This window comes from Serinicoccus kebangsaanensis (assembly GCF_008919445.1).
GTDB classification, from domain to species: domain Bacteria; phylum Actinomycetota; class Actinomycetes; order Actinomycetales; family Dermatophilaceae; genus Ornithinicoccus; species Ornithinicoccus kebangsaanensis.
This window is the reverse complement of the sequence record NZ_VSLG01000002.1, coordinates 388,229-409,312: the sequence shown is the minus strand read 5'-3', so window position 1 is coordinate 409,312 and position 21,084 is coordinate 388,229. Positions and strand designations below refer to the sequence as shown.

General features: G+C 72.3%; 23 protein-coding genes. 8 read left to right on the top strand and 15 right to left on the bottom strand.

Annotation, left to right across the window (positions count from 1 at the left end; translation table 11 throughout):
* Window positions 1-641: 641 nt before the first annotated feature.
* Window positions 642-1,892 carry a multidrug effflux MFS transporter gene (locus FXF60_RS04030; protein ID WP_192796580.1) on the top strand — a complete coding sequence of 417 codons (1,251 nt, stop codon included), beginning with the start codon at window positions 642-644 and terminating at the stop codon, window positions 1,890-1,892.
* Window positions 1,893-1,925: 33 nt separating this feature from the next.
* Here FXF60_RS04030 and FXF60_RS04025 read toward each other — a convergent pair whose 3' ends face one another.
* The 3 genes from FXF60_RS04025 to FXF60_RS04015 form a co-directional block, all read right to left on the bottom strand.
* Window positions 1,926-2,285: a type II toxin-antitoxin system death-on-curing family toxin gene (locus tag FXF60_RS04025; protein ID WP_151523959.1), complete on the bottom strand. Its 360-nt coding sequence runs from the start codon at window positions 2,283-2,285 to the stop codon at window positions 1,926-1,928.
* A 126-nt stretch (window positions 2,286-2,411) separates the two neighbouring features.
* Window positions 2,412-2,966: a GNAT family N-acetyltransferase gene (locus FXF60_RS04020; RefSeq protein ID WP_202879544.1), complete on the bottom strand. Its 555-nt coding sequence runs from the start codon at window positions 2,964-2,966 to the stop codon at window positions 2,412-2,414.
* A 3-nt stretch (window positions 2,967-2,969) separates the two neighbouring features.
* A complete protein-coding gene (locus FXF60_RS04015) occupies window positions 2,970-3,842 on the bottom strand; it encodes an alpha/beta fold hydrolase (RefSeq protein ID WP_238335690.1) in 873 nt (290 codons plus the stop codon).
* Between the two features lie 126 nt (window positions 3,843-3,968).
* Between FXF60_RS04015 and FXF60_RS04010 the strand changes: the two genes are divergently transcribed.
* A complete protein-coding gene (locus tag FXF60_RS04010) occupies window positions 3,969-4,610 on the top strand; it encodes a hypothetical protein (protein ID WP_151523957.1) in 642 nt (213 codons plus the stop codon).
* A gap of 44 nt (window positions 4,611-4,654) precedes the next feature.
* Here FXF60_RS04010 and FXF60_RS04005 read toward each other — a convergent pair whose 3' ends face one another.
* From FXF60_RS04005 to FXF60_RS03995, 3 genes are all read right to left on the bottom strand, one after another.
* Window positions 4,655-5,029 (bottom strand): hypothetical protein, encoded by a 375-nt coding sequence (locus FXF60_RS04005; protein ID WP_202879543.1) that lies wholly within the window; start codon window positions 5,027-5,029, stop codon window positions 4,655-4,657.
* Between the two features lie 91 nt (window positions 5,030-5,120).
* On the bottom strand, window positions 5,121-5,438 hold the full coding sequence (locus FXF60_RS04000; protein WP_151523955.1) for a putative quinol monooxygenase: 318 nt from the start codon (window positions 5,436-5,438) through the stop codon (window positions 5,121-5,123).
* 9 nt (window positions 5,439-5,447) lie between these two features.
* Window positions 5,448-5,834 (bottom strand): OsmC family protein, encoded by a 387-nt coding sequence (locus tag FXF60_RS03995; protein ID WP_151523954.1) that lies wholly within the window; start codon window positions 5,832-5,834, stop codon window positions 5,448-5,450.
* A gap of 103 nt (window positions 5,835-5,937) precedes the next feature.
* On the opposite strand from FXF60_RS03995, the gene FXF60_RS03990 reads away from it, so the two are divergent.
* Window positions 5,938-7,176: a glycosyltransferase gene (locus tag FXF60_RS03990; RefSeq protein ID WP_151523953.1), complete on the top strand. Its 1,239-nt coding sequence runs from the start codon at window positions 5,938-5,940 to the stop codon at window positions 7,174-7,176.
* Between the two features lie 56 nt (window positions 7,177-7,232).
* On the opposite strand, the gene FXF60_RS03985 is transcribed toward FXF60_RS03990, so the two are convergent.
* On the bottom strand, window positions 7,233-8,330 hold the full coding sequence (locus FXF60_RS03985) for a phosphotransferase (RefSeq protein ID WP_202879542.1): 1,098 nt from the start codon (window positions 8,328-8,330) through the stop codon (window positions 7,233-7,235).
* A gap of 116 nt (window positions 8,331-8,446) precedes the next feature.
* Here FXF60_RS03985 and deoD point away from each other — a divergent pair, with 116 nt between their 5' ends.
* Window positions 8,447-9,172, top strand: a complete 726-nt coding sequence (gene deoD, locus FXF60_RS03980; RefSeq protein ID WP_151523951.1) for a purine-nucleoside phosphorylase — start codon at window positions 8,447-8,449, stop codon at window positions 9,170-9,172.
* Window positions 9,173-9,303: 131 nt separating this feature from the next.
* Here the strand turns inward: deoD and FXF60_RS03975 are convergent, their stop codons facing one another.
* The 6 genes from FXF60_RS03975 to FXF60_RS03950 all read right to left on the bottom strand — a co-directional run bounded on the left by FXF60_RS03975 (window position 9,304) and on the right by FXF60_RS03950 (window position 15,531).
* Complete coding sequence (locus FXF60_RS03975; RefSeq protein WP_151523950.1) at window positions 9,304-10,326, bottom strand: alpha/beta fold hydrolase; 1,023 nt, start codon at window positions 10,324-10,326, stop codon at window positions 9,304-9,306.
* 19 nt (window positions 10,327-10,345) lie between these two features.
* On the bottom strand, window positions 10,346-11,218 hold the full coding sequence (locus FXF60_RS16750) for an NUDIX hydrolase (RefSeq protein WP_238335689.1): 873 nt from the start codon (window positions 11,216-11,218) through the stop codon (window positions 10,346-10,348).
* A 12-nt stretch (window positions 11,219-11,230) separates the two neighbouring features.
* Complete coding sequence (paaN, locus tag FXF60_RS03965) at window positions 11,231-12,931, bottom strand: phenylacetic acid degradation protein PaaN (protein WP_151523949.1); 1,701 nt, start codon at window positions 12,929-12,931, stop codon at window positions 11,231-11,233.
* 133 nt (window positions 12,932-13,064) lie between these two features.
* A complete protein-coding gene (locus FXF60_RS03960; RefSeq protein ID WP_238335688.1) occupies window positions 13,065-14,060 on the bottom strand; it encodes a hypothetical protein in 996 nt (331 codons plus the stop codon).
* A gap of 162 nt (window positions 14,061-14,222) precedes the next feature.
* Window positions 14,223-15,020: a MerR family transcriptional regulator gene (locus tag FXF60_RS03955; protein WP_151523948.1), complete on the bottom strand. Its 798-nt coding sequence runs from the start codon at window positions 15,018-15,020 to the stop codon at window positions 14,223-14,225.
* A gap of 61 nt (window positions 15,021-15,081) precedes the next feature.
* On the bottom strand, window positions 15,082-15,531 hold the full coding sequence (locus tag FXF60_RS03950) for a hypothetical protein (RefSeq protein WP_151523947.1): 450 nt from the start codon (window positions 15,529-15,531) through the stop codon (window positions 15,082-15,084).
* 221 nt (window positions 15,532-15,752) lie between these two features.
* On the opposite strand from FXF60_RS03950, the gene FXF60_RS03945 reads away from it, so the two are divergent.
* The 4 genes from FXF60_RS03945 (at window position 15,753) to paaK (ending at window position 19,395) form a co-directional block, all read left to right on the top strand.
* Entirely contained in the window at window positions 15,753-16,997 is a 1,245-nt protein-coding gene (locus FXF60_RS03945; protein ID WP_238335687.1) for a 3-hydroxyacyl-CoA dehydrogenase NAD-binding domain-containing protein, read from the top strand.
* Entirely contained in the window at window positions 16,994-17,434 is a 441-nt protein-coding gene (paaI, locus tag FXF60_RS03940; RefSeq protein WP_202879541.1) for a hydroxyphenylacetyl-CoA thioesterase PaaI, read from the top strand. The genes FXF60_RS03945 and paaI overlap by 4 nt, the downstream gene beginning before the upstream one ends.
* A gap of 13 nt (window positions 17,435-17,447) precedes the next feature.
* Entirely contained in the window at window positions 17,448-17,987 is a 540-nt protein-coding gene (locus FXF60_RS03935) for a hypothetical protein (protein ID WP_151523945.1), read from the top strand.
* Between the two features lie 91 nt (window positions 17,988-18,078).
* Window positions 18,079-19,395 carry a phenylacetate--CoA ligase PaaK gene (paaK, locus tag FXF60_RS03930; RefSeq protein ID WP_151523944.1) on the top strand — a complete coding sequence of 439 codons (1,317 nt, stop codon included), beginning with the start codon at window positions 18,079-18,081 and terminating at the stop codon, window positions 19,393-19,395.
* Window positions 19,396-19,711: 316 nt separating this feature from the next.
* Here the strand turns inward: paaK and FXF60_RS03925 are convergent, their stop codons facing one another.
* Both FXF60_RS03925 and FXF60_RS03920 read right to left on the bottom strand, forming a co-directional pair.
* Window positions 19,712-20,476 carry a hypothetical protein gene (locus FXF60_RS03925; protein WP_151523943.1) on the bottom strand — a complete coding sequence of 255 codons (765 nt, stop codon included), beginning with the start codon at window positions 20,474-20,476 and terminating at the stop codon, window positions 19,712-19,714.
* On the bottom strand, window positions 20,473-21,021 hold the full coding sequence (locus FXF60_RS03920; RefSeq protein WP_151523942.1) for a SigE family RNA polymerase sigma factor: 549 nt from the start codon (window positions 21,019-21,021) through the stop codon (window positions 20,473-20,475). The genes FXF60_RS03925 and FXF60_RS03920 overlap by 4 nt, the downstream gene beginning before the upstream one ends.
* Window positions 21,022-21,084: the final 63 nt, after the last annotated feature.

The window sequence follows — 21,084 nt, the reverse complement described above, 5'->3', positions numbered from 1 at the left end:
GCTGATCACCTACCCGCCCTCACCACCTGAACCCAAACGAGGGATCACAGCGCTACACCACTCCACTGGGCTTGACCTGCCACCCACCCGACGTCAGCGAGAACCAGGGGTCGAATGCCCACAACGACAAGGTAGCGTCGAATCGCGCGCTACCCCGCGTGCGGCATGCGAAGGGCACCCTTAGGCTTCACCGATGCAAGCGACAACCTCGCGACCTCGGGGACATACCCAGACTGCTTGGTCGTTGACCGCGGCCGCCCTGAGCGGATGGGTATCTGGGTGAGCAGGGCAGCGCGGCCAGTTGGTTGCCCCGGTTTGCCAGAGCTGATCCTCGATTGCCCACTCCTGGACCTGGTCCGCCATGTCCGCGATCCGTTCAGCTGGCGACGCAGAGCGCAACACCGAGACGCCCGAGCCGACGTCGGAGCCCCACAACATGGCCGACGGGGTCTCGGAGTCACCGGTCCACTCGCGGTCCTCGATCCTTGGTGCGTCCAAGCCACCGCGCCTGAGGTCACGCAGAATCGGCTCCAGCGCCTGTCGAAGGACCGCATCCACACACGCATGGTGCCACCCGGGCAGCTGCGGCGTCCGCGCCCGCTGCCGGGAATATCGAGGAGGGCACCCATCTTGTCCCCGTGGTGAGATCAGCTCCCGTCGCAGCAGCCCCCGCACCTTCCCGGCCCAGCACCGAACCCTCCCCGCTGGGCCGACTTCTGCTGTTCGGGGCGCTCGTCGCGATCGGCCCGCTGACGATCGACATGTATCTCGCGGCCTTCCCGGCCGTCGTGGACGACCTGGCCACGACCGAGGCGACGGTGCAGCTGACCCTGACCGCGACCCTGGTCGGGCTCGCCACCGGCCAGCTCGCGATCGGGGCGTTGTCGGACTCCTTCGGCCGGCGCCGACCCCTGATCGCGTCGCTGACCGTATACGTCTTGGTCTCGGTGGCGATCGCGATCTCCTCCTCGATCGAGGTGCTGCTGCTGCTGCGCTTCGTGCAGGGCTTGACCGGTGCGGCCGGGATGGTGCTGTCCCAGGCCATGGTCCGCGACCTCTACAGCGGCTCCCGGATGGCGACCTTCATCTCCCGGCTCTTCCTGGTGGTCGGCGTGGCCCCGATCCTGGCGCCGACGCTGGGCGCCCAGTTCCTGACCTTCGGCACCTGGCGGACCATCTTCTGGGCGCTGGGAGCCTTCGGGCTGCTGCTGGCGGTGCTGGCGCTGGTCTTCGTCAAGGAGACCCTGCCGCCGCAGAGACGGCGCCACTTCGGTCCGCGGACCCTGTGGGCCAGCTACCGTGTGCTGCTCTCGGACCGACGCTACGTCGGCCTGGTCCTGACCGCGTGCACCGCCATGGGCTGCCTGTTCGCCTACATCTCCAGCGCGACCTTCGTCTTCCAGGGGCTGTATGGGATGACCACCCAGCAGTACGCCCTGGTCTTCGCCGCCGGCGCAGGAGCGCTGACCGTCACCAGCCAGGTCAACGGGTCTCTGGTGCGCACGGTGCACCCGGCCTCGGTGCTGCGCGTGGCGCTGCCCTCGATGCTGGCCATCGCTCTGGCCCTGCTCACCGCCGCCCTGGTGGACCTCAGCGTGTGGGCCATCGTCGGCGGCATCGTCCTGCTGATGGGCTCGGTGGGCTTCGTCATGCCCAACAGCCCGAGCATCGCGCTGGCCGACCACGGCGAGCGGGCCGGAGCGGCTGCCGCCCTGCTCGGGGCGACGAACTTCGTCTTCGGCGCGCTCATCTCACCGGTCAGCGGGCTCTTCGGGGTCGACTCGGCGGTGCCGATGGCGGCCATCATGGTCGCCTGCGCCTCGGCGTCATGGTTCTTCTACACCGTGCTGGCCCGCCCGCAGGACATCCTGCGGGACATGCCCTGGGAGTGATCCCCCGCTCAAGCGGCCCCGACCAGGTCCGAGCTAGTGCCACTTGGCCAGGTGGCGGGTCGCGACACGATGGTCAGCGATGCCACCGGCTACGGCGACGACCAGGTCGTACGCGTCATCGTCAGGTGCTTGGAGATCGGTGCCGTTGAGTCCGTAGAACACCACTACCGCGAGCCATCCCAGCCGCTTGTTGCCATCGACAAGTGGATGGTGGACGACGACGGACTCCAACAGCGCGCCCGCCTTGGCATCGACGCCCGGGTAGGCCTCACGCCCGAACACGGTGGCGCTGGGTCGGTGGGCCGCAGAGTCCAGCAGTCCGACATCCTGGACCGTCCCCACATGCAGGTCCGCCGCTTGGGCGAGCAGGTCCTCGGTGGTCAGGTACTCCAAGGATCAGCGCCCAAGACGCTCGAGCAGATCCGCCCACCGCTCTCGCCCACGGGCGGACAACTCGTGCACCCGCTCCTCGTCAAAGTCATGGCCATGCGGTGATGGTGTCACTTTGGTATCGCAGCGCTAGAGCACGCGCTCGAAGAGATGGAACTGGCTCAGCTCGGTCCCTTCGTAGTGCAGCGTGTGGACTCCGAGATCGGTGAAGCCGCACCGGGCGTACAACAGGCGGGCGGCAGCGTTCTCGACGTAGGTGTCCAGCCGGACCACTCGGCACCCCTTCTCCCTGGCGACGTCCAGCGACGCGTCGACGAGAAAGCGTGCGACACCTTGGCGCAGGAAGTCCGGGCATACACCCAAGGCGTGGACGACGAGCACCTCACCGGGGGACGCCTCGACGGCCCACGACGCATGCCGGTATGCGCTGGTTGCATCGTGGTTCAGGGCCACCAGGCCGGCGATCCGCTCACCCCTCTGGTCTACGGCGAGGTACAGCTCTCCGGCTTCGACCCACCCCTGGACCTCGGACGGGGTCGGGCGGTTCTCGGTATGCCAGTGCGGGATCACCGCTGTCGCCGCGAGGTGGTCGATGATCTGCCGGTAGGCGGCCTGTGCTGCCGCGGCGTCGTCGGGTCGAGCCTGGCGGAACTCCAGGCTCACCGGACCATCGCGTCTGCCCACCAGCTACTGCCCTACGAGGAAGTGGGATAGCAGGGTCGCCAGCTGCTCCGGATTCTCCTCCGCCATGTGATGACCGGACTCGACAACTCCGGACACGGGCTCCGCCTCGCACCAGGGCCGCCAGACCGCGACGGGATCGCCATACAGAGACTCCATGTCGTCCCGGCTCGACCAGGCGACGAGGGTGGGGCAGCTGATCTTCCGGCATACCGCACGGTCGGCTTCATCCGCGGCGCGGTCGATGTGGAGCCCCGCGCGGTAGTCCTCGAGCATGGCCCGGACGGTGCGCGGGTCGCCGACCGCCGCGACCGCGTCCTCGTAGTTCTCCCGGCCCATCGCTGCGGCGTCCAACTCGTACCAGGCGAGGGGGTCTGCGGTGATCACCCGCTCCGCCTGCTCGGAGGCGAAGAAGAACCAGTGCCACCACGCCTCGGCGAAGTGCGCATCGGCACGCTCGAGCGCCTCGAGGATCGGGACGCTGTCGAGCACGCCCAGGGAGGTGACCCGCTCCGGGTGATCCAGAGCCGTGCGATAGGCGACATAGCTGCCTCGATCGTGACCGACGAGCGCGAACCGCTCGTGACCCAGGCGCGACATGAGGGCCACGATGTCGCCGGCCATGGCCCGATCACTGTATGCACGGTGGTCAGCGTCAGGCTCCGGTCCGACGGACTGGCCGTAGCCCCGCAGGTCGGGGCACACGACCGTCAGGCCTGCCTCGACCAGTCGTGGAGCCACCGCGTGCCACGTCGTGTGCGTGCGCGGATGGCCGTGCAGCAGGACGACCGCCGGTCCCTCCCCGCCGTGACGCACGCGCAGGACCACGTCCTCGCCGACCCGCACCTGCTCGAGCGCGAAGCCGTCGAAGATTGCCACGACCACATCCAACCATCGCGGCAGACGCTTTCCCTTCCGGCGTCGCTCGCTCCGGTGGCGGGGCTGCTCGTGCGTCACCGTGAGCGAGGCCTCCTGGCACCGGACCTGTGGGATGGTTTCGGGATCATGCCTGCGCCGAACGCCCCCAGACTGGCCAGTGCCCGCGCTGCCACGGCGCTCGGCGCGGTCGCAGCAGCGCTGGCGGTCACGGGGTGTGGCCAGCTCTGGGCCGGGACCGCGGACCCGCCCACGGTGCGACCCGGGGAGCTGACCGCGGCGGACGGCGACCCCTGCCCCGCTGAGCTGCCCACGGGCGAAGACCCTTCGGGTCACGGCTTCGGTGCGACCAGCCCTGCCGAGCAGCTCCCCCACCTCCTGGAGCCTGAGGAAGCATGGCTCTGCCGGTACGACTTCTTCGACCGCGACTCGGACAACACCAACGGCACCGTCCTGGGATGGCGGCATAGCGGGGAGCCCCGACCTGTCGCGCCGGAGGACCTGCCGGCCCTCGAGGCCGCACTGGACGACCTGACCCTGCCCAATCCGCAACAGGGGTGCAACGCGGACCTCGGCCCGCGGTGGATGGTCTCTTACAGCCACGAAGGAGACCTCACCGGTGTGGTCGTCGACGAGTACGGCTGCCGCACCGTCCGTCTCACTGACGACCCGCACTCGACACCGCCCGGCGCTGATGACCAGGACGGCACGGTGGGTGGCGTGCTGGACGGCGGTGGCGCGGTCCTGAAAGCACTCGGCTCGCCGCAGTAGGGCGGGGGCGCCGCTCGGGTCGACGTGCAGGACGCGGTCAGGTCTCACGGCCAGCTGTTGACGAGGATGTTGGCCTGGAGGTCGCTGCCCTCGCAGGCCGGTCGCCAGTCTCCGCCCGAGCTCGGCTCGTCCCACCCGCCGGCGGCGTCGATGACGCCGCCCTCCACGGCATACACCCCACCGGTGACGCGATGGACGACACCCCGGGTGCCGTCCGCGTAGGTGACACCCACCGCCCACGGGAGGACCAGGATACCGTGGCCCACCTCCTCGGTGACCAGGACCGGACAGCCCTCGTCGAGCTCCAGGGTCCCCTGCACCTGAGCGGCCATCCCGCTCAACCCCATCCAGGTCGACGAGGGCACCTCGAAGGTGTCGACGATCTCCCCGTGGTCCGGATGCGCGCGCGGACCCAGCAACGCCACACCTGCCAATGCGACGACGGCGGCGGCCGCACCGGCCACGACGACCCGACGGGCACGACCTGACCGGCGGCCTCCGGTCGAGGCGCTAGGCATCTCCCGGTCGATCTCGCAGCGGCGACCCCACGACGTCGAACCGGAACCCGCCCATCTGGCCCGACAGCAGCGGCCGCGCCTCCTGGATCGCCGACTGCACGCTCTCCAGGCCCAGCGACGCCTGGTGGGCCTCGGCGGACGTCCACAGCTCGGCCACGAAGACGGTGTCCGGCTGCTCCTCGCTCACGCCGACCTCGTAGAGCAGGCACCCCGCCTCCGCGAGATCGGGCGAGCGACGCGTGAGGATCTCGACCAGCTCGTCCCGCTTGCCAGGGACCGCCTCGAGCGTGCCCACATTCGCAAAGGTCATGAACGGACGCTACATCCTGGTCACGGTCGTCGCGCTCCGCAGCGCGCGCGGGATCTCGGCGACGGCGTCCACTTGTTCGAGGAGCCGGTCCCGGTCCGCCGCGACCGCCGGCGAATCGAGCTCCACGGCATACCGCACACCGGTCGAGCGCCACTCGTCGTCGAAGGCTCCGTCAGCGCTGACCCGGATCCCGTCCACCCTGATGCCCAGGGCCTCCGCCTCGCGGTAGGTGTCGTTCAGGACGCAGAGCGCCACCGCCAGGTGCAGCAGCTGTGCGCCGTTGGTGGCCGGCCCTGCGACCACTCCCTCCTCGGTCCACACGTGAGCCAGCACGACCCCGTCGGCAGCCCGGAGCGTCCCGGCCGTGGCGCGCACCCCGAGGGAGGACAGGATCACTGTGCTGACGGTACTCCCGTCCGCGCGGCGAGGGGCAGGCTCGTCAGAGGGCCCATGAGTGCCGCGTGGCGCACGTCTGCTCCGGCCGATGCCAGGATGAGGTATGCGCGTCGCGATCCTGGCCGGGGGCAGCCGGGGTGACTACCAGCCGGTGATCGCCGTCGGCCGGGAGCTCCAGTCCCGCGGGCACCACGTCGGCGTCACCGCCTCCACCGACTACGCGCCCCACCTCCGTGCCGCCGGGCTCGAGGTCGAGGAGATCCACGCCGACGCGATGCGGATCTACCGGGAGGGCACCGTCGCCGAGCGGATGGCCGGGGCGAGCATCGGCCGCCAGGTCGGCGCCCTGCGCCACCAGGCCGAGGCGATGGCGCCCGAGCTCGCCCGGGCGCTCATCGACCTGTGGCCCCGCTACGACGCCGTCGTCTCCACCGCCCTCACCTTCCCCTGGGCCGGCCAGCTCGCGGCGCACGACCCGCGCCCGCAGGTGCTGATGCTCTTCGTCCCCGCACTCCCGTCGGTCTGGGGTGACGCCAGCATGTTCGCCACCCGCCCCGGCCGCTCCGCCCGCAACCTGGTCGACGGCCTGCGCGGGCTCGGTCCCGGCATGGCCATGGGCTCCCCGGTCACCGACGCCCTCGCCGAGCACGGCGTCCCGCGCGGCCCGCGCCTGCGGGCGGCCCGGCATACCCTCACGGTGCCCGCGTTCATCGCGCACACCCCGCGGCTCATCACGCCGCGACGGGTCAGCGGCCGGCAGATCGTGCTCACCGGCTACCCCTTCCGCGACTCGCCGCCCGGCACGACCCTGGATGCCGCGCTCGAGGGCTTCCTCGCCGACGGACCGCCTCCGGTCTACGCCGGCTTCGGGAGCCAGAGCCTGGAGCAGACCCGCGAGGCGCTGCGCCACACGATCGAGGGTGCCCTCGCCGCCGGGCACCGCGTCGTCGCGCTGCGCGGCACCGGCCTCGCGGAGACGTCTGACGAGCGCGTCCTCGTCGTCGACGGCGCGCCGCACGACCTGCTCTTCCCCCGGGTGGCGGCGATCGCCCACCACGGCGGGGCGGGCACGACCGCGGAGGCCCTGCGCTCGGGCCGACCGCAGGTGGTGCTGCCCTTCGCCCTGGACCAGCCATTCTTCGCCCGCCGCGTGCACGAGGTCGGGGCGGGTGCCGCGCCGGTGCCCGTCGGTCGGACGTCGGTCGAGGCGCTGCGCCGGTCGTTCGAGGCGACCGAGGATCCCGCGCTCCGCCGGTCTGCCGCCCTCGTCGGTGACCGGGTGCGCGCCGAGCGAGGAGCGGCAGCGGCGGCCGACCGGATCGAGGCGGCCCTGACCACCTGACGCGGACCACGTGCTGAGCGTCCCCTCCGCCGCCACCGCGGCGACGACCTCCCGGCTCAGTCGCCGGCCAGGAGCTGGCGGACCAGCTCGACCTGACGCCGCACCTGGCCCTCGTAGATCTGCTCGCGCGGATGCCCCCTGAGCTTGAGCCGCCGGGCCGGGTAGGCGCTGATGAACCAGGCGTGCGCCAGGACGAGCTGCTCCCGCGGGGGCGAGGCCGCGCCCGGCGGCCCCGGCGGCCAGGCGGCCAGCAGGTCACGGGCCGTCCGCTCCGGGTCGGTCGAGAAGAGATGCAGCTTGGCGGCGTCCAGCATGACCGGAGCCGCACCGGAGGTCTCCCAGTCGACGAGGACGTGGCCGGTGGGCGTGGACAGGATGTTTGACGCCGCGAGGTCCCCGTGGCACCACGAGACGGACCACGCCTGGTGCGGGTCGGCGAGCAGGCGCCGCACCGGCTCGGCGAGGTCGTCCGGGAGCAGCTCGGTCGCCGACACGGCGGCCCACCGCTGCGCGAACGACCCCTGCCGCCAGGTCGCGATGTCGGAGGCGGAGACGCCGAAGGACTCGTGGACCCGACGCAGCCGGGCGGCGAGCTCGGGCACCACGTCGGCCAGCGCCTGCCGACCGCTGAGCGGGGTGCCGTCGACCCAGCGCTCGACCAGGTACTCGTGCCGCCCGACCGTGCCGTGGGCGACGAGCGGAGGGATGAGGTCGGGGTCGACGACGGACACGACCTCGTGCGCCTTGACCGAGCGCCGAGCGCCTCCGGATAGTGCCCCACGGACCGCGAGCGTCAGGTCCTGCGCCGGATAGACGGCGCGGAACTTCACCACCCGCCCGAGGTCGAACTTCGCCAGCACGAGCGCATCGGCCGCGACCCGCGCGCGGTGCTGAGCGGCCGGCGCGGCCGCCGCCTCTCCCCGGTCGCCACCCGGGAGCAGGCTGGCGTGCCGCGTGTCGAGCGTCCCGCGCCTGACCACCGTGCCGTCGGCGCGGAAGAGCCGGGGCAGGTGCGACCGTGGCAGCGCCGGCTCGGCCCGCTCCACCTCGGAGGCCACCGCGAGCGCCAGCCGGTGCCGCGCACGCACCGGGTCGGCCGGCCTCCGGACGCGGCCGCGCAGCCGCCGCCACCTCCTCGTCCACCCTGACGCCATCACGACCTGCCCTCTCTCCGCGTCCTCGAGAGTCAAGCCACCGCGCAGGAGAGGGGGATGAGCGGCGGATGAGAGGACGATGAGACGGCAGGTGGGCCAGCGCATACCCTGGAGCGGTGAGCACCCACATCGCCGCCGAGCCCGGCCAGATCGCCCCCCGAGTCCTCCTGCCCGGCGACCCGCTGCGGGCGCGGTGGATCGCGGAGAACTTCCTCGAGGACGCCGTGTGCTACACCGAGGTCCGCGGCATGCTCGGCTTCACCGGCACCTACCGCGGCGAGCAGGTCAGCGTCCAGGGCACCGGGATGGGGCAGCCGTCGGCGTCGATCTACGTCAACGAGCTGATCAGCGAGTATGCCGTCCAGCAGCTCATCCGCGTCGGCTCGTGCGGGGCGCTCACCGAGCGGCTCCAGGTGCGCGACGTGGTCCTGGCGCAGGCGGCCGCGACGGACAGCTCGATGAACTCCCTACGCTTCGGCGGCTACCACTACCCCGCGACCGCCGACTTCGCCCTGTTGCGGGCGGCCGTCGAGGCGGCCGAGGCCGCCGACGCTCCGCACCTGGTCGGCACGGTGTTCTCCTCCGACAGCTTCTACCACTCCCGCCCCGAGCTCACCCAGAAGGTCGTGGAGTACGGCGTCGTGGCGGTCGAGATGGAGGCCGCCGAGATCTACACCCTGGCCGCGCAGCACGGCCGGCAGGCGCTGGCGGTCTGCACCGTCTCCGACCACATCGTCACCGGCGAGGAGACCACCGCCCAGGAGCGGGAGCAGACCTTCGGCGACATGATCACGATCGCCCTCGACGCCGCGCTCCCCACGCCGCTGCCCAGCACCTCCTGACCGACCGCACGGTCTGCGCGCACCGGCCGCACGGTATGCGCTCACCGGCCGCACGGTCTGCGCGCAAAGTGCGCGCTCGGTCGACGCAAAGCGTGCGGCCGGTCGGAGCAAACCGTGCGGCCGGTCGGGTCTCAGGCCTGCAGGAAGGCGCGCACCTCGGCGGTGAAGCGCTCCGGCTGCTCCAGGTGCGGGCTGTGGCCGCAGCCCTCGTAGACGACCTCGGTGAAGCCGCCCGCCCGCTCCAGCACGGCCCGCATCTGGGACACCATCGGCTGGGTCGGGCAGACCTCCTCGCCCGGGTAGCCGGGCACCGCACCGAGCTTGCCCAGCTGGGCCAGGTCGAACATCGAGGTGTCGGAGACGATCTGGTCGGCGTCGCCGCGGATCCACAGCACGGGCGGCACCGGGTCGAGCGCGGCGAAGCCGGACTGGTCCAGATACTTCGGCGACAGCGCGTTGTTCATCCCGGTCGTCCCCGGCGCGACGCCCGGCCAGTTCTCGCTCGTCGTGGTGTCGCCCGGATAGACGTCGTCGCCCACCGAGGTCGCCAGCATCGAGTCGAGGTATGCCTCCTCCACCTCGGGCGCGAAGCTGAACCCGGGCGCGACGTAGAACGCCCGCAGGGTCGTGCGCGGGCTGGTCGGCTCCTCCCCGCGGTCACCGGCCTTCAGCGCCTCGCAGAACTGCGGGTTGGCGGTGCCGCCGCCGCTGCCGGCGAAGTCGTCCGCCACCGGACGACCGTCCTCCCCGGTGCTCCCGCCGAAGCCGAACGGGCTGCCCGGCGCCTCCAGCACCAGCCGGCGCACCCGGTGCGGGTGGTCCATCGCGAGCTGCAGGGCGACGTTGCCACCGGCCGACCAGCCGAGCACGTCGACCGCGCCCTCGACGCCGAGCGTGTCCAGCAGCGCAGCGACGTCGTCGGACAGGTCAGCCACGCCACGGGTGGCGTCGATCGTGGCCCGGGCGGAGTCGCCATAGCCACGGAAGTCCGGGGCGAGCACGTGGCGGTCGGTGGCGAGCTCGTCGATGAGGTCGGTGAAGAAGGCCGAGGACGAGACGTTGCCGTGGATGAGCACGACGGTCGGCGCGGCCGGGTCCCCGGCCTCTCGGACGGCGGTCGTGGTGCGGGCGGTCTGGACGGCACGGGAGGTCATGCCCGCATCCTGCCAGCGATCACGGCTGCGGCGGTATGCCGTCCTCCAGCAGGGTGCCCACGCCCCGTGCCCCGTCCTGGACGAGCGAGGTCAGGTGACGCGCGACATACGGGGCGACGTGGTCGCCGACCCGGTCCGGGGCGACCCAGTGGACCGCGCGGATCTCGCTGGCCTGCAGCTCGGCGCCGTCGGTGATGTCCGGGTGCACCCCGAGGTCGAAGACGAGCAGCAGCGCGTCCTCCCACTGGCGGTAGCGGGGCAGCCAGTTGACCGCCAACAGGTCGCCCACCGTCAGGTCGGCGCCGATCTCCTCTTCCAGCTCACGGCGCAGCGTCGCCCGCGGCGACTCGTCGGGGTCGACCACCCCGCCGGGCAGGTCCCACTCCCGCTTGTAGGTCAGCTCGCACAGCAGGATGCGCCCCTGGTCGTCGCGGACCAGCCCCTGGGCGATGACCCGCTTCTTCGGGAGCGTGGCGTTGAGCATGCCGAGGAAGGCGCCGGGCTCACCCGGGGCCGGGTCGTCGGCCAGCCGCGCCAGCCGGAGCAGGTCGACGGGTGCGCCCTCGGCGGTGCTCCCCCGGCCCCGGCTGACCCCTTCCGGCCGCAGCCCTGCGCGCTGCAGCACCCGGCGGGCCTGGGTGTCGTCGGCGTGCACCTCGGCCTCCACCCGGTGGCGGCCCGCGGCGAAGGCCTCTTCCACCGCCGCGGCCACCGCCGACACGGCGGTCTCGGGGTCCCGGCCGCGCAGTCCGGACAGTCCGGCGAGGGCGACGACCCCGTCGGCGACCGCCCGGAGCCGGATCGCGGCCGGCTCGACCTCGTCCTCGGGGGCGACCCGGGTCACCTGCCCGCCCTCGCGCTGCGCGGGACCGGGCTGCTCGGCCGAAGGCATACCTCTCGGGCCTCAGACGTGGCGCCGGCTGGTGATCACCCGGAATCTGTTGGCCACGAACGCGGCATCCGCGTAGGCGGCGTTGGCGGCCGGGTTGGCGCCCGTGCCGTGGAAGTCGGAGAAGGCGGCCGTCTGGTTGACGAAGATCTGGCCGGTGAGGTTCTCGGAGAGGGCGACACCGGCGTCCGCGGCGGCCTCGCGCGCGTCCTCCAGGACCTGCTCGTCGGTGGAGTAGACCGCGGCCGTCATGCCGCCGTGCTCGGCGACGGTCCGCGCGAAGCGCTGCAGCGAGTCAGCGGTGTCCTCGGTGCGCACGACGAAGGCGACCGGGCCGAAGCACTCCTGCGTGTATGCCGCGTCGTTGGCGGCGTCCACGCCGACCAGGGCGGGGGTGCGCACCACGGCGTCGGGGTAGGTCGGGTGTCCGACCGCGCGGCTGTCGAGCACCACGTCACCGCCGAGGCGCTCGGCCAGACCGTGGATGTCGGTCGCGCGGCCGCGCACGTCGTCGTTGACCGTCGCCCCGAGGATCTCCACCGCCTTGGCGTCGTCGGCGGTGAAGGCGCTGATCGCCTCGCCGAGCTTGCCGGCGAACTCGGCGGCGGACATCTCCCCCTCGTCGGTGCGCACGGTGGCGGGCACGTAGACGTTCTGCGGGGCGGTGCACATCTGGCCGGAGTAGAGGGAGAAGGAGAAGGCGAGGTTGCCGAGCATGCCCTTGAGGTCGTTCGTGGAGTCGACGACGACGGTGTTGAGGCCGGCCTTCTCGGTGTAGACCAGCTTGCCCTGGCCCGCGGCCTCGGTCTCCAGCCAGCGGCCGAAGCCAGGCCCGCCGGTGTAGTCGATGATCTTCACGGCGGGGTGCAGGGCCAGGTCCTTGGCGAGGGTGCCGCCGTCGTCCTCGGCGGCGAGCTGGACCAGAGCCGGGTCGAAGCCCGCGTCGGCGAGGGTCTCCCGGGCGATCTGCACGGTGAGCGCCAGCGGGAGCACGGCACGGGGGTGCGGCTTGATGACGACCGGGTTGCCGGTGGCCAGGCTGGCGAAGATGCCCGGGTAGGCGTTCCACGTCGGGAAGGTGTTGCAGCCGATGACCAGCGCGACGCCGCGCGGCACCAGGCGGTAGTCCTTCTGCATCCGGATCGGGTCGCCCTTGGCCGGCTTCTCCCAGGTCACCGAGCCGGGGATGCGACGCTGCTCCTCGAGCGCGACGACGACCGCCTCGAGCGCGCGGTCCTGCGCGTGCGGGCCGCCGGCCTGGAAGGACATGACGAAGGGCTGCCCCGAGGTGTGCATGACCGCGTGCGCCATCTCGTGGCTGCGGGCGTTGATCCGCTCGACGACCTCGGTGAGGACCGCGGCGCGGACCTCCGGCCCGGCGTCGCGCCAGGCGGGGAGGGCCTGCTGCGCCGCCTCCATCGCGGCGTCCACGTCCAGCTGGGGGTAGCGGACGCCCAGGGTGGGGCCGTAGGGGCTCTGCTCGGAGCCGACCTGGAGGCCGGTGGTGGGCTGCTCGGCGAGCCCCTCGAAATCCTTGTTGAGCGTCTCCTGGTGGGCCAGCTGGCCGCGCTCGGACGACCCCTCGCCGTAGACGCGGGGGCTGGGCGACTCGGGGTACCGGCTGTAGAAGCTGCGCTCCCGCAGCGCCCGCGTCGCCGCGTCGAGGGTCTCCTGGTGGGTCTCGAGCAGGGGGTGCGTCGTCGCCGTGGTCGCCATGCTCCTCAGGGTAACGACGCTCAGCCCGCCCGCGCACAGGGCATACCCGAGCGGTTGCGTCCCGCTCCCCCTCCCGTTCTGGACCTAGGTTTCTGGGACCCGTCTCCCACGAACCTATGTCCAGAACGTCGGGTCAGCGACCGTGGCGGGCGCGGGCGACCCGGAACGCGCGCTCGACCTGGTCGAGGAAGGCCCCGGGCTGCAGCCGCAGCCCCAGCACTGGGATGACCAGGGTCACGACGTCCGGGTCGTTGAGCTGTATGTCGTTGCCGCGCAAGGCATCGTCGATCCCGGTGACCCCCTGCATGTGATGTGCGCCATGGATCTCGACGTGCAGACCGACGCCCTCGAAGAGCACGTCGAGGTAGACCCGCCCGTTGCGACCCTGCCGCACCGCCTGCCGTGTCGGCTCGGGAAGGCCTCGTGCGCGGCAGAGGGCAGCGAAGTCCAGCTCGTTCAGGGAATGGGCACCGTCGCACACGTCGGCGATGACGGCGTCGAGGATCGTCCGCCGTGGGGACGCGATCACCCTGCTCCACCGGTCGAGCACCGCCTCCGGCCGCACCACTCGCTGCTGCACGGTCATCGCCAGGACCGTCGCGGCTTCCCGGTCCGACCTCGCCCACTGGGCCGCACGGATGACCGCCACCTCTGGACGGGTGCGTCGCAGGCCCGGCGTGATCGTCGGTCCGAGGTCCCTCACCCGGTGCAGGCGCACACCGTCGACCTCACGGGCGAGCACGTTGTTCGGGACACTGACATCGATGACGTGGGGGGTGAAGTTCTGCAGGCCGGCGGTCACCAGCGCCGCCACACCGTCGAGGTACGAGCGCGAGGTCGACTCCCACAGGGCGCGCCACATCAGGCCCTCACCCTCGGGCTGGGTGCCGTGCACGACGATCGTGTGACACCCACCCCGGTGCCAGACGCCTCGCTCGACCTCGGCCCGGATGTCGTCGGTGGTCAGGCCGGCACGGTGCAGGTCCTTCCGTCGGGCCACCCCGGAGTGTCTCTCGGCGAGCTCGTCGGCGACCGCCGCCCGCCAGGCCACGCGCGACCGCGAGCGGGAGCGACGCTCGCGCCGGCTGAGCTCGCCGTAGCCTCGGCGGTCGAGGTGCGGTGGTCGCACCGCGACGGTCGGGTCGAGGTCTTCCGCCCTGCGCCCAGCATCACCGGACCGCGGGGGTCGGGTCCGAGGTTGTCCACAGGCCCTGCGGCATACCGTTCTGGACATAGGAATCTGGGGACTGGGCCCCAGATTCCTATGTCCAGAACTGAGGGTGGGGGGCGGCTAGGCGACGGGCTGCTGCAGGTCCACCGACCACCCGGCGCCGCCGCCGTCGAAGGGCGTGACGTCATACACCTCGCGGCACGTGCCGCGCGGGGTAAGGCCCCGCGCCTCGACCTCGGCCACCAGACCCTGCCAGGCCTGCTGTATGCCCGAGAGGTCGGGGCCGGAGTAGCGGACGGTGAGGGCGCGCGGCTCCGCGGCGACCGTGGCCGACTCCAGGCCGTCCGGGGTCGGCGCATCACCGATCTGCTCCGCGGCGGCCGCGATCATGCCGTCCCCGTCCGCGGTGTAGGTCGCGACGCCGGGTCCACGCAGCGGCGTGTCCCCGAGCAGGTGGTTCACCTGCTGGAACATCCCGCTCATGGCCTCCTCGACCTGCGACATCTCCTCGATCCGGACGGACTGCTGCACGAGCACGAGCTCGGGCAGCGGGGTCTCGACGAACTCTGACATCGGATTCTCCTTCTCGATCGATCGGAGCCGCGCCTCGACGGTCGCGAGCCGGTGCTCGTCCGTCTCGATCTGCGCACGCAGCGCGTCGCGCCGGGCCCGCATCAGGGCCACGACCTCTGCCTCGCTCAGCTCGCCGTCCAGCAGCACACCGACCTGCTCGAGCGTGAACCCGAGGTCCTTCAGGCCGATGAGCTGGTTGGCGCGGGCGAGCTGGGCGGCGGCATACGAGCGGTAACCGCTGTGCGGGTCGACCTGCCGCGGGCGCAGCAGATCGAGCTGGTCGTAGTGACGCAGCATGCGCACCGACACCCCGGCCAGCCTGGCGAACTCTCCGATACTCAACATGGCGATCCCACTCCAGATCCTGACACGGTGTGAGAGTCAAGACCTGGGCGCGAGCCCCTGCTCAGCGGCCGAGGAGGCGGGCGAAGAAGCCCTTGCGCGGGGGCGGCTCCGCAGTCCGCTGACCGGTGTCGTGGGTCGGCTCCGCGACCCCCGGGTATGCCCCTGTGCCGGGCTCGGCGGCACTCGGGTCCCCCTCGCTCTCGAGGACCTCCCAGTCCTGCTCGACGACGTGGGCCCAGACGTCGACCCCCGTCACGCCCGCCAGGAGTGCCTGCGTCGTGTCCTCGGTGAGCAGCTCGACGCCCTCCTCCTGCGGGAGCGCCTCGCCGTCGTCCACCTCGCGCCGCCCCATCGAGTCGACGAGGTGTCGCCGTGTCCCGTCCGGCTCGCACACCGCGAAGGAGTAGGTGTCGCCCGTGCTGCCGAACATCGCGGCGACCACCCGACGCCCGAGCGAGCGCGCGAGCATCTCGTCCTCGGTCGCGATCAGCAGGAGCGGGCCGACCAGCACGAGCCAGTCTCCGACCTAACGCGCGACGACGGTCTCCGGGTCGGTCGAGACGATCGCCTCGTCCGCGCCCCGGTCGGTCGCAGCCCCACCGCGGCGAGATCCTCGAGCTTCGCGCCCTCGGCATACACCAGCCCCATGTTCATGCCCATGCGCCCAGTATGCCGATGCACCCTCCCCCGACACCGTCGTCGGCGGCGGGCCGCTCGTGCCAAGGTGGACCCATGCCAGAGCCGTCGACGCCACCTCCCCTGCTCGGTCCCGCTGCCGGGACGACCGTCGCCGTCATCGGCGCCGGGGCGATGGGGGCAGGGATCGCGCAGGTCGCGGCCCAGGCGGGGCACCCGGTGGTGCTGGTCGACGCCCAGCCGGACGCCGCGGACAAGGCGCTGGCCACGCTGCGGCAGATCTTCGACAAGCTGGTCGCGAAGGGCAAGGTCACCCGCGAGGACGCGGACGACACGCTGGAGCGGATCAGGCCGCACACCACCACCGACATGACCACGATCCCCCCGGTCGACCTGGTCGTCGAGGCCGTCGTCGAGCACCTGGACGTCAAGCGCGCCCTCTTCCGCCAGCTGGAGAGTGCCCAGCCGGCCAGCACCGTCCTGGCCACCAACACCTCCTCGCTGTCGATCGACGACATCGTGGGACAGGCGAGCACGGGCCACGACGCCGCGCTCCACGGGGGGACGTCCCCGCCGATGGCGCGGCCGGAGCGGGTCATCGGGCTGCACTTCTTCAACCCGCCGCCGCTGATGAAGCTCGTCGAGGTGATCACCGGAGACGGCTCCGGCGAGGGAGTCCTGGACGCCGCCGCGGAGCTGATGCGCCGCTGGGGCAAGACCCCGGTGCGGTGCACCTCCACCCCTGGCTTCATCGTGAACCGGGTCGCCCGGCCGTTCTACGGCGAGGCCCAGCGGATGCTCGCCGAGGGGCTCGCCGACCCGGCGACCATCGACGGGGCCCTGCGCGGCGCCGGCTTCCGGATGGGCCCCTTCGAGCTCACCGACCTCATCGGGCAGGACGTCAACCTCGCCGTCGGCGAGTCGGTCTGGCGCCAGACCGGCGAGGACCCGCGCTACGCCCCGACCGACTGGCAGCGCGACCTCGTGCGCGAGGGCAGGCTCGGGCGCAAGAGCGGCCGCGGCGTCTTCGAGTATGCCGACGGCCGGCCCGTCGACGCCCGGCCCGACGAGCATCAGGTGCAGGCCCTCGTGGGTGGTCCGCTGCAGACCGACCCCGTCGCCCGCACCCTCGCCATGCTGGTCAACGAGGGGGTGGACCTCGTGCACCGCGGCGAGGCCACCGCCGACGATGTGGACACCGCGATGAAGCTGGGCACCAACTACCCGCGCGGGCCGTTCGAGTGGCTGGCCCAGATCGGGGCCGACACCGTGCGTGCCCAGATCGACCAGCTCGACCGGCTCTACCCGGGCGGGCGCTACCGACCGAGCGAGGCACTGTGAGCGACACCGATCTCACCCACGTCCGGCGGATGTGGGACCAGGACAAGGCGTCCGCGGCGCTCGGCATCGAGCTCCTCGACCTCGCCGTCGAGACCTCCGAGCAAGGCCGACGGCGCGGCCGCGCCCGCACCCGGATGACGATCACCGAGGCGATGGTCAACGGCCACGACATCGCCCACGGCGGCTACGTCTTCACCCTCGCCGACTCGACCTTCGCCCTGGCCTGCAACGCGACCGGCCGCACCACCGTCGCGGCGAGCGGCGAGATCACCTATCTCCTCCCCTCCCGGCTCGACGACGTCCTCGTCGCCACGGCGGTGGAGCGCGTCACCTACGGCCGCAGCGGCATCACGGACGTCACGGTATGCCGGGCCACCGACAATGCCGTCGTCGCCGAGTTCCGCGGTCACTCCCGGACCGTGCGCCAGTCCTCCTGACCGGCGGCAGCGGGTGACGTCGGGAGGAGCGCTCGGGCCGGAGCGGCGAAAGGCGTTGCGTCGGCGCTACCTCTCCCTCGGTCTGGGGGAGCTCGTCGCGGCCGGGGTCTTCGTCGTGCTCGCCTGGTCAGTGCTGGGGCCGCGCTGGAGCAGCGACGCCCGCGTGACCCTGTGGTGGGCGCTCGGCCCGCTGGTCCTCGTCCTTGTCCAGGCCGGCACCTACTGGTTGCTCGCGCGGTCCTGGGTCAGGACCGGCACGATGCCGACCGGGTGGGCGAGGGCATACCGCGCCTTCCGCGTGCTCGACCCGCTGCTGCTGGCGCTGGGGCTGCTGATGATCCTGGTGCGCGGCGCCGACGGCCCCGGGCCGGTGGTGCTGACCCTGGGCGTCTGGGTCTTCGCCGTCCTGGAGTACGTCAACTACTTCGTCGTGCGCCTGGCCTACCCACCGACCACCTGGCACCGCGAGGTGACCCGGTGGCGGGTCCCGCGACTCGTGCAGGACCTCCGCGCGGCCGACCAGGGCGGCCATGGGCGACGCCCGGTCGGCTGAGGGGCAACCACAAGCGACGCCCGGTGGGCTGAGGGGCAACCACGCGCGACGCCCGGTGTGCATGGAAGGGGTCACGGCGTAGCCTGCGGTCATGGCGCCGCTGCCCGAGATCGACTCCCGCCCCGACCTGCACGACGAGGCCGAGACCTGGTCCGTCGACCGGCTGCGCGAGGCCCAGCTCGAGCGGCTCCAGCGGTGCGTCCGCCGTGCCTACGACGGGGTCGATCACTACCGACGCCAGCTGGACGGGCGGGGCATCGCCCCCGAGGACATCACCAGCCTGGAGGATCTCCGGCACATCCCGTTCACGACCAAGGCCGACCTGCGCGAGCACTACCCCTTCGGCATGTTCGCCGTCCCCCGGGAGCAGTGCGTCCGGGTGCACGCGAGCTCCGGCACCACCGGCCGCCCGACCGTCGTCGGCTACACGCAGGGCGACGTCGACACCTGGGCCGGGCTGGTGGCGCGCTCGCTCCGCGCCGCGGGCACACGGCCCGGCGACCTCGTGCACGTGGCCTACGGCTACGGCCTGTTCACCGGTGGCCTGGGCGCGCACTACGGAGCCGAGAGGCTCGGCTGCACCGTGGTGCCGATGAGCGGAGGGCAGACCGAGAAGCAGATCCAGCTCATCACCGACTTCGGCCCGCGCGTGATCATGGTGACCCCGTCATACTTCCTCTCCCTGGTCGACGCCATGACCGAGCAGGGCATCGACCCGGCCGACACCTCGCTGCAGATCGGGGTCTTCGGGGCCGAGCCGTGGACCGAGGCGATGCGCGCCGAGATCGAGCAGCGGTGCCAGATGCACGCCACCGACATCTTCGGACTCTCCGAGATGATGGGGCCGGGCGTCGCCCAGGAGTGCGTCGAGACCAAGGACGGCCTGACCCTGTGGGAGGACCACTTCTATCCCGAAGTCATCGACCCGATCACGGAGGAGCCGCTGCCCGACGGCGAGGAGGGCGAGCTCGTGCTCACCGCGCTGACACGGGAGGCGATGCCGGTGCTCCGCTACCGCACGCGCGACCTCACCCGGTTGCTCCCCGGCACGGCACGGCCAGGTATGCGCCGGCTCGCCAAGATCACCGGTCGCAGCGACGACCTGATGATCGTCCGCGGGGTCAACGTCTTCCCCACCCAGATCGAGGAGCTCGTCCTCGCCACGCCCGGGCTGACGCCGCACTTCCAGTGCGTGCTGACCCGACCGGGCCGGATGGACCAGCTGACGATCAACGTCGAGGGTGAGCCCGGCCTGGGCAGCGAGGAGCGGGACCGCCTCGCCGGTGACCTGTCCAGGCAGGTCAAGGACCGGATCGGCACGACGGCGCAGGTGGTAGTGCTGGCCGAAGGCGGCGTGGAGCGGTCGGTGGGCAAGGCGCGGCGCATCGTGGACCAGCGGGAGGGCTGACCCCGGCGGGGCCTGGCGTCGACGAGGCTGGCGCAGGAAGGGTTGACCCCCGCGGGACTTGGCGTCGACGAGGCCGGCGCCGTTGGGGCCGGTGAGGCCCGTGTGGTGGCCCGCCCCCCTCCCCCCGAATTCGACTACTGGATTGTTCGCCATGGCGACGATTCGAGAGGTCGAATTCCGGCAGCGGCAACCACAGGCGACGCCCGGTATGCCCCAGGGCAACCACAAGCGACGCCCGGTGGGGACAGAGGCAACCACAAGCGACGCCCGGTGGGGACAGAGGCAACCACAAGCGACGCCCGGTGGGGATGGGGGGTCAGGGGGTGAGGGGGCAGGCGGCGCGGGCGTCGGCGTAGCGGCCCTGCTCGGCGGCCTCGAGGTAGGGATGCCAGGCCGGGAGCTGCTCGCGGGCCAGCTCGTGGATGAAGTCCTCGGCCGGGGGCAGGACCGACGTCGGCAGGTCGGCCTCCTGCAGGCACGCGTTGGCGATGAAGTATTCGTGGTAGCGCGCCGTCAGCACCACCCGCATCGACTGGTCCATGCCGTAGCTGCTCGTCTCGGCCGGGAACTCGCCGGTGGCGGGCCACGGACCCTCCGCAGGCTCTTCCGAGGCGGCCAGCGTGACCGGGGAGTCCAGCACCAGCTCGGCCCGGCAGCGCCGCAGGTCGCGGTCGCGCTCCCCGGCCTGGACGCCGAGCTTGGTCGCGGCGAGCCCGCCGTCGTCGGAGACACCGGCGACCTCGTAGTCGAGGTCCTCCAGGCAGGCGGTGTAGAGCGTCCGCCAGACCCGCTCGGCCTGCCCGCCCGGGTCCGTCGTCGCGCCGTCCACCGGCAGCTCGATGGCCGCTCCACCCACGGCGGCGCCCCCGCGGCCGGCCGGTTCGGCACCGGGCAGGTCGGGCCGGGACAGGGTGAGGGCGGTGACCCCCAGGGCGAGCGCTGCGAGGCCGGTCGTCCCGGTGAGCACGAGCCGTCGGCGACGCGATCGCCGACCCCGCTCCCACGTGGACCGGGCCAGGTCCGGCTCGGCCGCCTCGTCCCCCGCCTCCCGGAGGAGCCGCGGCAGGTCCTGGCTCCTCACGCGGTCCCCCTCTCCTCGCCGCGCACGATCCGCGGCACCCATCCCTCGACCTCGGGCAGCAACCCGCGCAGCGTCGTCATCGCGTCGCTGGCCTGGCTCTTCACGGTGCCGCGGGAGATGCCGAGCGTGGTGGCGATGTCCGCCTCGGACAGGTCCTCGTAGTAGCGCAGCACGACCACCGCCCGCTGCCGCGGCGGCAGCAGCAGCAGCGCCTGCCGCACGTGCGCCCCCTCGACCCAGCCCTCGACCGGCTCCCGCGTGCGCAGCCGCGCGAGCTCCCCGCCGGGGTCGTGCTGGTCGACCAGGCGCTCCCGCCGGGTGCGGCGCCAGCGCGAGATCGCGTCGCGGTAGAGGATCCGGCGCACGTAGGCCTCCGGCGCCTCGTCCCGCAACCGCTCCCACCGGCTCGCCAGCTTGATCAGCGCGTCCTGGAGCAGGTCGTGCGCCAGGTGCTCGTCGCCGCAGATGAGGTAGGCGGCGCGCAGCAGCGGCCCCTGCCGGGCGGTGACGAAGGCGACGTAGTCGTCGCCGGTGGGTCCCGGCATACTCCTCCTCCTCGACGTCGCCCGACCTGATTCTCCTCCTGGAACGCGCCAGGCGCCCCCGCG